The 6,000-nt window shown below is 43.8% G+C and carries 6 protein-coding genes and 1 tRNA gene; 2 read left to right on the top strand and 5 right to left on the bottom strand.

Annotated elements, in window-relative coordinates; genetic code table 11:
- Positions 1-294 precede the first annotated feature (294 nt).
- Positions 295-371, bottom strand: a tRNA-Pro gene (locus tag V7Q13_RS15435).
- A 79-nt stretch (positions 372-450) separates the two neighbouring features.
- Here V7Q13_RS15435 and V7Q13_RS15430 point away from each other — a divergent pair.
- Both V7Q13_RS15430 and V7Q13_RS15425 read left to right on the top strand, forming a co-directional pair.
- Positions 451-1,338, top strand: a complete 888-nt coding sequence (locus V7Q13_RS15430; RefSeq protein ID WP_333801567.1) for a DUF6089 family protein — start codon at positions 451-453, stop codon at positions 1,336-1,338.
- A 187-nt stretch (positions 1,339-1,525) separates the two neighbouring features.
- Positions 1,526-2,443, top strand: a complete 918-nt coding sequence (locus V7Q13_RS15425; RefSeq protein ID WP_333801566.1) for a TraB/GumN family protein — start codon at positions 1,526-1,528, stop codon at positions 2,441-2,443.
- 56 nt (positions 2,444-2,499) lie between these two features.
- Here V7Q13_RS15425 and V7Q13_RS15420 read toward each other — a convergent pair whose 3' ends face one another.
- From V7Q13_RS15420 to V7Q13_RS15405, 4 genes are all read right to left on the bottom strand, one after another.
- Entirely contained in the window at positions 2,500-2,916 is a 417-nt protein-coding gene (locus tag V7Q13_RS15420; RefSeq protein WP_333801565.1) for a nucleoside-diphosphate kinase, read from the bottom strand.
- An 81-nt stretch (positions 2,917-2,997) separates the two neighbouring features.
- Positions 2,998-4,404: a magnesium transporter gene (gene mgtE / locus V7Q13_RS15415; protein ID WP_333801564.1), complete on the bottom strand. Its 1,407-nt coding sequence runs from the start codon at positions 4,402-4,404 to the stop codon at positions 2,998-3,000.
- 59 nt (positions 4,405-4,463) lie between these two features.
- A complete protein-coding gene (ispE, locus tag V7Q13_RS15410; RefSeq protein WP_333801563.1) occupies positions 4,464-5,282 on the bottom strand; it encodes a 4-(cytidine 5'-diphospho)-2-C-methyl-D-erythritol kinase in 819 nt (272 codons plus the stop codon).
- A 29-nt stretch (positions 5,283-5,311) separates the two neighbouring features.
- Complete coding sequence (locus V7Q13_RS15405) at positions 5,312-5,920, bottom strand: bifunctional nuclease family protein (protein WP_333801562.1); 609 nt, start codon at positions 5,918-5,920, stop codon at positions 5,312-5,314.
- Positions 5,921-6,000 lie beyond the last annotated feature (80 nt).

Genomic DNA, 6,000 nt, shown 5'->3' with positions numbered 1-6,000 from the left:
CAACACCAAGAATCCTGCAACAATCATGTGAAGGTGATTGTAGAAGATGATTGTAATTGTTTACTTTTCGGTTGTATAACACGGCTATAAGGTGTAAGCCTTTTACGATCTCAGGCATGTTCACTCAACCTAAGTTGCAGTCATCAAGATTGTAAACAGAGTATAGTTCAACATACAACTTGTATCATATTTATTTTGATACCATTTTACTGATGAAAATATTTTAGTGTAATAAAGGTTATTCAACCACGTTTAAAAGAAAAAAGAGACTGTCTATCGACAATCTCTTTTCTTTGGTCGGGACGACTGGATTCGAACCAGCGACCCCTTGCACCCCATGCAAGTGCGCTACCGGGCTGCGCTACGTCCCGAACATTTTCGGGCTGCAAAAATAGCGGTATCAGGTAATGCAGCCAAACTTTAATTGAATAACAATTCGTCTTTATAGTGATGAAAAAAACTTTGATTTTTCTCCATTTTTTGTGGGCATGTTTGTTGCCAATTTCAATAATTGCACAGCGAATTGATATTGACTTTTTTGCAGGCATTTGTAACTATCAGGGAGATTTGCAGCCTGCTGTTGTTACCGGACAGAATGCAAGTTTTGGTGCAGCCGCCATAGTTAAATATGGTGTTACGGACAATATATATCTAAGGGCTGGTTTTTCTTTTGGCAGTGTTGCTGGCGATGATGCGAACAACAAAGAATCGCTACAGTTTCGGAACCTCAACTTCAGAAGTGGCATACAAGAATTTAGTGCTGCTGTTGAATATCGCTTTCTGAGTAGTGAAAAGTCTTCTGTGAGACCATACGTTTTTGCCGGCGTTGGTGTGTTCAAGTTTGATCCCTATACATTTACTGGAGCAACTGGTACAAGAGTGTATTTACAGCCGTTGGGTACAGAAGGGCAAGGTTTAGCAGCCTATCCTGAAAAGGAAATGTATAAGCTCACTCAGTTTTGTATTCCGTATGGCATGGGTATTAAATGGCAACTCAACTGTAATCTGAATGTTGGATTGGAATTCAGGCATACTAAAACTTTCACGGATTATTTAGACGATGTGAGTGGCCGTTATGCAGATCAGAACCTACTACTTAGTGGCAGAGGACCGTTGGCTGTTGATTTGGCCTGGCGTGGTGATGATTACAATGGTGCGCCTTATCCGGCAGCGAACACCTTGAGAGGAAATGCCGGGCAAAAGGATTGGTACTATTTTGCCGGATTAACTTTTGGATTAAAACTAAACGATTGTAATTCAGGAAGATTTAGCCTTGGCGGACTTTTTAACAGAGGTAAATCTGGTGTAAAAGGTATGGATTGCCCGAAGGTGTGGTAGGTAGAAAAAAGAAAAGGAGGCTAGACAGCCCCCATTTTCAAAACCCTAAACCCTTAAACAGTTATGAAAGTACAAAGTCCGTGCCAAAAATTGTATATACTACAAATAATAAATTATTTATTTAAAAGGTCATTTGCCTCATTAATAACTAAATGTATTGATAAGCAATTCAATAGGATCAATCTTCATGAAAAAAAATATTATTTCTCCGCTTGTTTCCTTTTTTAGTTTGCTTTTTTTAGGCTGTACTGCTCAGGCTCCGATAGCAGAAAACAGCACACCGCAAACCCTGCTTTGGCGTATATCCGGCAATCAATTGGCTAAGCCTTCTTATTTATTTGGCACTATGCACATTATGTGTGCCAAGGATGCAATTGTTTCATCTCAATTGCAGCAGGTACTCGATAGCACCAAACAGGTGTATTTTGAAGTTGATCTGGACAATATGGTGGAAATGATTGGTTCTATTAAAGCGATGGCAATGAAAGATGGGAAAGGCATTCGCGATTTTCTAACGCAGGATGAATACGATCGGGTTGCCGCATATTTCCAAGGAAAAAGTCCACTGCCTTTTAAAGTTTTAGAAAGGTACAAGCCACTACTGTTGAGTGCTATGATTGCGGAGCAAGCCATGCAATGTGAAGCCACCAATGGAATGGAAATGATGATTTTAGCAGAAGCGGCTAAACGCAAAAAGGAAATTCTCGGTTTGGAAACCATGTCTTACCAAGCTGGGTTGTTTGATAGCATACCCTATGCTACACAGGCAAAAGAATTACTGAAAGCTATTGATAGTGCAGGCGTTGACAATACAGAAGTACAACAGTTATTAGAGGCATATAAAGCACAAGACCTCGAAAAAATTAATGCACTTACTATTAAAGAAGAAGGATCGCTGGAAGGTAATCTTGATTTACTACTGTATGGCCGAAATAGAAACTGGGTACAAAAAATGCCGGCACTGATGAAAGAATCGAGCAATTTATTTGCCGTAGGCGCCGGGCATTTGCCAGGAGAAAATGGCGTCATTCAACTGCTGCGAAATGCCGGATACACGCTTACTCCTTTGCTCAACGAAATGAAGCCATCGGCTACAGCCAAATAAGAAAAGCCCGGAGGAATTTATCCTGCCGGGCTTTTTATTTTCTATCGTTTTCTATATTAAAAACGTTCGAAAGCAGAGAAGAAGAAGTTGCCTTCGATGGCAGCATTTTCATCGCTGTCGCTACCGTGTACGGCGTTTTCGCCTACGCTGCGGGCAAAACGCTTACGGATGGTACCTTCTTCAGCGTTAGCAGGGTTGGTAGCACCAATGAGTGTACGAAAATCAGCTACTGCATTTTCTTTTTCCAGAATAGCGGCTACAATGGGGCCGCTGCTCATGAACTCAGTCAGTTCGCCAAAGAAAGGACGCTCTTTATGTACGGCATAAAAATCACCAGCCTTTTCGATGCTGAGGCGGGTTTGCTTCATGGCCACGATTTTAAAACCAGCTTTGATAATTTGGTCCAGGATGGCACCTGCATGACCATCGGCCATTGCATCGGGCTTAATCATGGTGAAAGTACGATTACTCATAGTGTTGCATTTTGAGGCGCAAAGGTAAGTGCCGCCAGCACTGCAGCGAAAGGAATCTGGTATTTTCTGCGTTAAAAAAAGCTAGAGCAGAATGCCCTGCAAAAAGAGGTAGGCCACGGAAAAATAAATCACCAATCCTGTTACATCTACCAGTGTGGCTACAAAAGGGGCAGAACTAACCGCTGGGTCAGCGCCTAATTTTTTCAATGCCAATGGCAACATGGAGCCGCTGAGTGTACCCCACAGTACAATACCCAATAGGGTGATGCCAACAGTTAAACCAACCAAATGGTAATGATCGCCGTACACATTGGGGAAAATGGCATGCCACACCAATATGCGGAAATAGCCAACTACACCCAATACCGTACCCAACATCAGCCCACTTAAAATCTCTCTTTTAAATACCCGCCACCAATCTGTTATGGCCACATCACCGGTGGCCAATGCCTGAATAATAAGCGTACTTGCCTGGCTACCGGTATTACCACCACTACTGATGATAAGAGGAATGAATAGTGCTAATACAACAGCCTTCGCTATTTCTTCTTCAAAGTATTGCATCACCGAGGCGGTGAGCATTTCGCCCAAAAACAAAATCACCAGCCAGCCCACCCGCTTTCGAAACAGATTCCATACAGATGTGTCGAGATAGGGTTCATCTAAGGCCTCGGTACCACCAATTTTTTGCATGTCTTCGCTGTACTCTTCGGTAGCTACCCAAAGGATATCATCGATGGTAACAATGCCGAGCAGCTTTTCCGTTTTGCTCACAACCGGCAGGGCTACGCGGTTATTCATTTTAAACACATCCGACGCCACTTCCTGGTCATCATCGGCATGCAATACAATCACACGGCCATCTATGAGCTCATTAATTTTTTTATCGGGAGAAGATAAAATGATGTCCCTGATTTTGATGTCGTCGACGAGGTTGCCGTCTTCATCAATTACATAAATCACATCAATGGTTTCAGAGTCTTTGCCGAAACGACGAATAAGCTCAATAGATTCTGCAACAGTATTGTGTTCGTACACCCACACATAGTCGGGCGTCATCAATCGGCCCACGCTGTTTTCGGGATAGCCGAGCAAACTGAGGGTGGTTTTGCGTTCCTCAGGATTCAGCAATTTGATGAGCTCCCGTACCACGCTGCTGGGTAGTTCTTCCAAAAAGTCGGTACGGTCATCCGCACTGAGTTCGTTCAGCAGCTCGGCTGTTTTAAAAGGAGGAAGTTCTGTGATAATGCGTTTCTGCTCGGCGAGGTCAAGAATTTTGAACACACTGGCCGCCCGGTGAATAGAAAGGCTGGCAATAATTTGTGCTTCATATTCTTCATAGGCATACACCAGGTTGGCCACGTCGCTGATGTTCTGATCATTCAGAAATTCGGCGATGGCCAGCTTGTCCGCTTCGGCTATCAACGCTTCAAATTGTTCGTTGATAGTGAGGGCTTGTTCCAGTTCCTGCTGCAGCTCTTCCGACATGCGATAAAGTTAACTGTTGGGTGGGCAAACTAAGTCAAAAAATGGCAGTGCCAACCGAATCACGACAATTTAATCTTGCGTATCCAGCAGTGGGGAAACGGTGAAAAATCAGGCAAGGTTTGATGCCCTTCAAACAACGCAAAACAAGTGCTGCCGCTGCCACTCATGGAGGCATACACTGCTTGGTTCGTGTAGGCGTAATGCACAATTTCGGCAACGGTAGGATGCGCCATTCCCACAACTTTTTCAAAATCATTTTTCACTACATGCTGCCATTCTTTTACGGGAAGCGTGGCTATTTCTTGCAAAGAAAAAGCCGGAGGTTGTGGCGTAATTTGTTTGAAAGCCCAGCCCGTATTTACATGAATACCCGGATTGATGAGTACCAACTGATAACCACTTAATGGCAACGACAATGGCTCCATCATTTCGCCACGGCTCCAGGCAAAACAGGGTTGATTCAAAATAAAAAAAGGACAATCGCTACCCAATTGGAGCGCCATATCAATAAGCTGTGATTGGCTGAACCCGAGCCCGAATTTTTTATTGAGCAACAGGAGTGTATGAGCTCCATCGCTGCTGCCACCACCCAGCCCGGCACCCATGGGAATGGTTTTGTGTAAATGCATTTTTACAGTGGGCAAATCCGGTTGAATGGACCTCACCAATTGCAAAGCTTTTACACAAAGATTGTTGCTGCTGTTGCCATCAATGCTGAGGCCGGTTTGCACAAATGCATCTTCGTGGTGTGGCACTACTTCCAGTACATCATGCACCGGTACGGGGTAAAACACCGTTTCCAAATCATGATAACCATCTTCCCGCTTTCGCACAATATTGAGGCCAATATTGATTTTGCAATTGGGAAAAATGACCATGCGGTATTGCTATAAAATAAGGTTGAAAATTAGCGACCGGTTTTCCGGTTGTTGATTTCGTTACGAATGGCAGCCGCTTTGATGTAATCTTCAATGGCTACCATTTCATCGAGCAACTCTTGCAACTGTAATAGAGACATGCGGCTGTAATCATCGCCTTCTACCGGCACAGGTTCTTCTTCCTTGGCCGTTTTTTTCTTTTTGCTTCCACTGGCACTGGAGGAAGTGCCTTCCACATGCAAGCTTGCCTCTTCGATAATGTGGTTGTAAGTATAAATAGGACAACCATAACGAACCGCCAAGGCCAATGCATCGCTGGTTCTACTGTCTATTTCAATAGTATCGTTGGCTGCATTGCATACCAGTTTCGAATAAAAAATACCCTCCTGCAAATCAGAAATCACAATTTCTTGTAGCTCGATATTAAAAGCCAGCATGAAATTTTTCATCAGGTCATGCGTCAAAGGCCGGCTGGGTTGAATATGTTCCAGTACCACGGCAATGGCCTGAGCTTCAAAGGCCCCAATCACAATAGGAATGCGACGGGTACCATTCACTTCTCCCAACACCACGGCATAGGAATTCGTATTGGTAATACTGTGGGAAAGTGCTACTATTTCCAGTTCTATCTTGTGCATGATCGGGGCAAAAATACATGAAATGCCTGTTAGAAAGCGCCAATGCCAGCGAGTGCCGGCACACTTTTCCCAACAAAAAA

It is taken from the genome of Phnomibacter sp. (assembly GCF_036803085.1).
In the GTDB taxonomy this organism is placed as follows: domain Bacteria; phylum Bacteroidota; class Bacteroidia; order Chitinophagales; family Chitinophagaceae; genus Phnomibacter.
This window is presented reverse-complemented; position numbering and strand designations above follow the sequence as displayed.

Coding starts and splice junctions, on each gene's coding strand:
- V7Q13_RS15425 (WP_333801566.1), top strand. CDS start 1,526: ATGAAAAAAAATATTATTTCTCCGCTTGTTTCCTTTTTTAGTTTGCTT.
- V7Q13_RS15405 (WP_333801562.1), bottom strand. CDS start 5,920: ATGCACAAGATAGAACTGGAAATAGTAGCACTTTCCCACAGTATTACC.
- mgtE (WP_333801564.1), bottom strand. CDS start 4,404: ATGTCGGAAGAGCTGCAGCAGGAACTGGAACAAGCCCTCACTATCAAC.
- ispE (WP_333801563.1), bottom strand. CDS start 5,282: ATGGTCATTTTTCCCAATTGCAAAATCAATATTGGCCTCAATATTGTG.
- V7Q13_RS15420 (WP_333801565.1), bottom strand. CDS start 2,916: ATGAGTAATCGTACTTTCACCATGATTAAGCCCGATGCAATGGCCGAT.
- V7Q13_RS15430 (WP_333801567.1), top strand. CDS start 451: ATGAAAAAAACTTTGATTTTTCTCCATTTTTTGTGGGCATGTTTGTTG.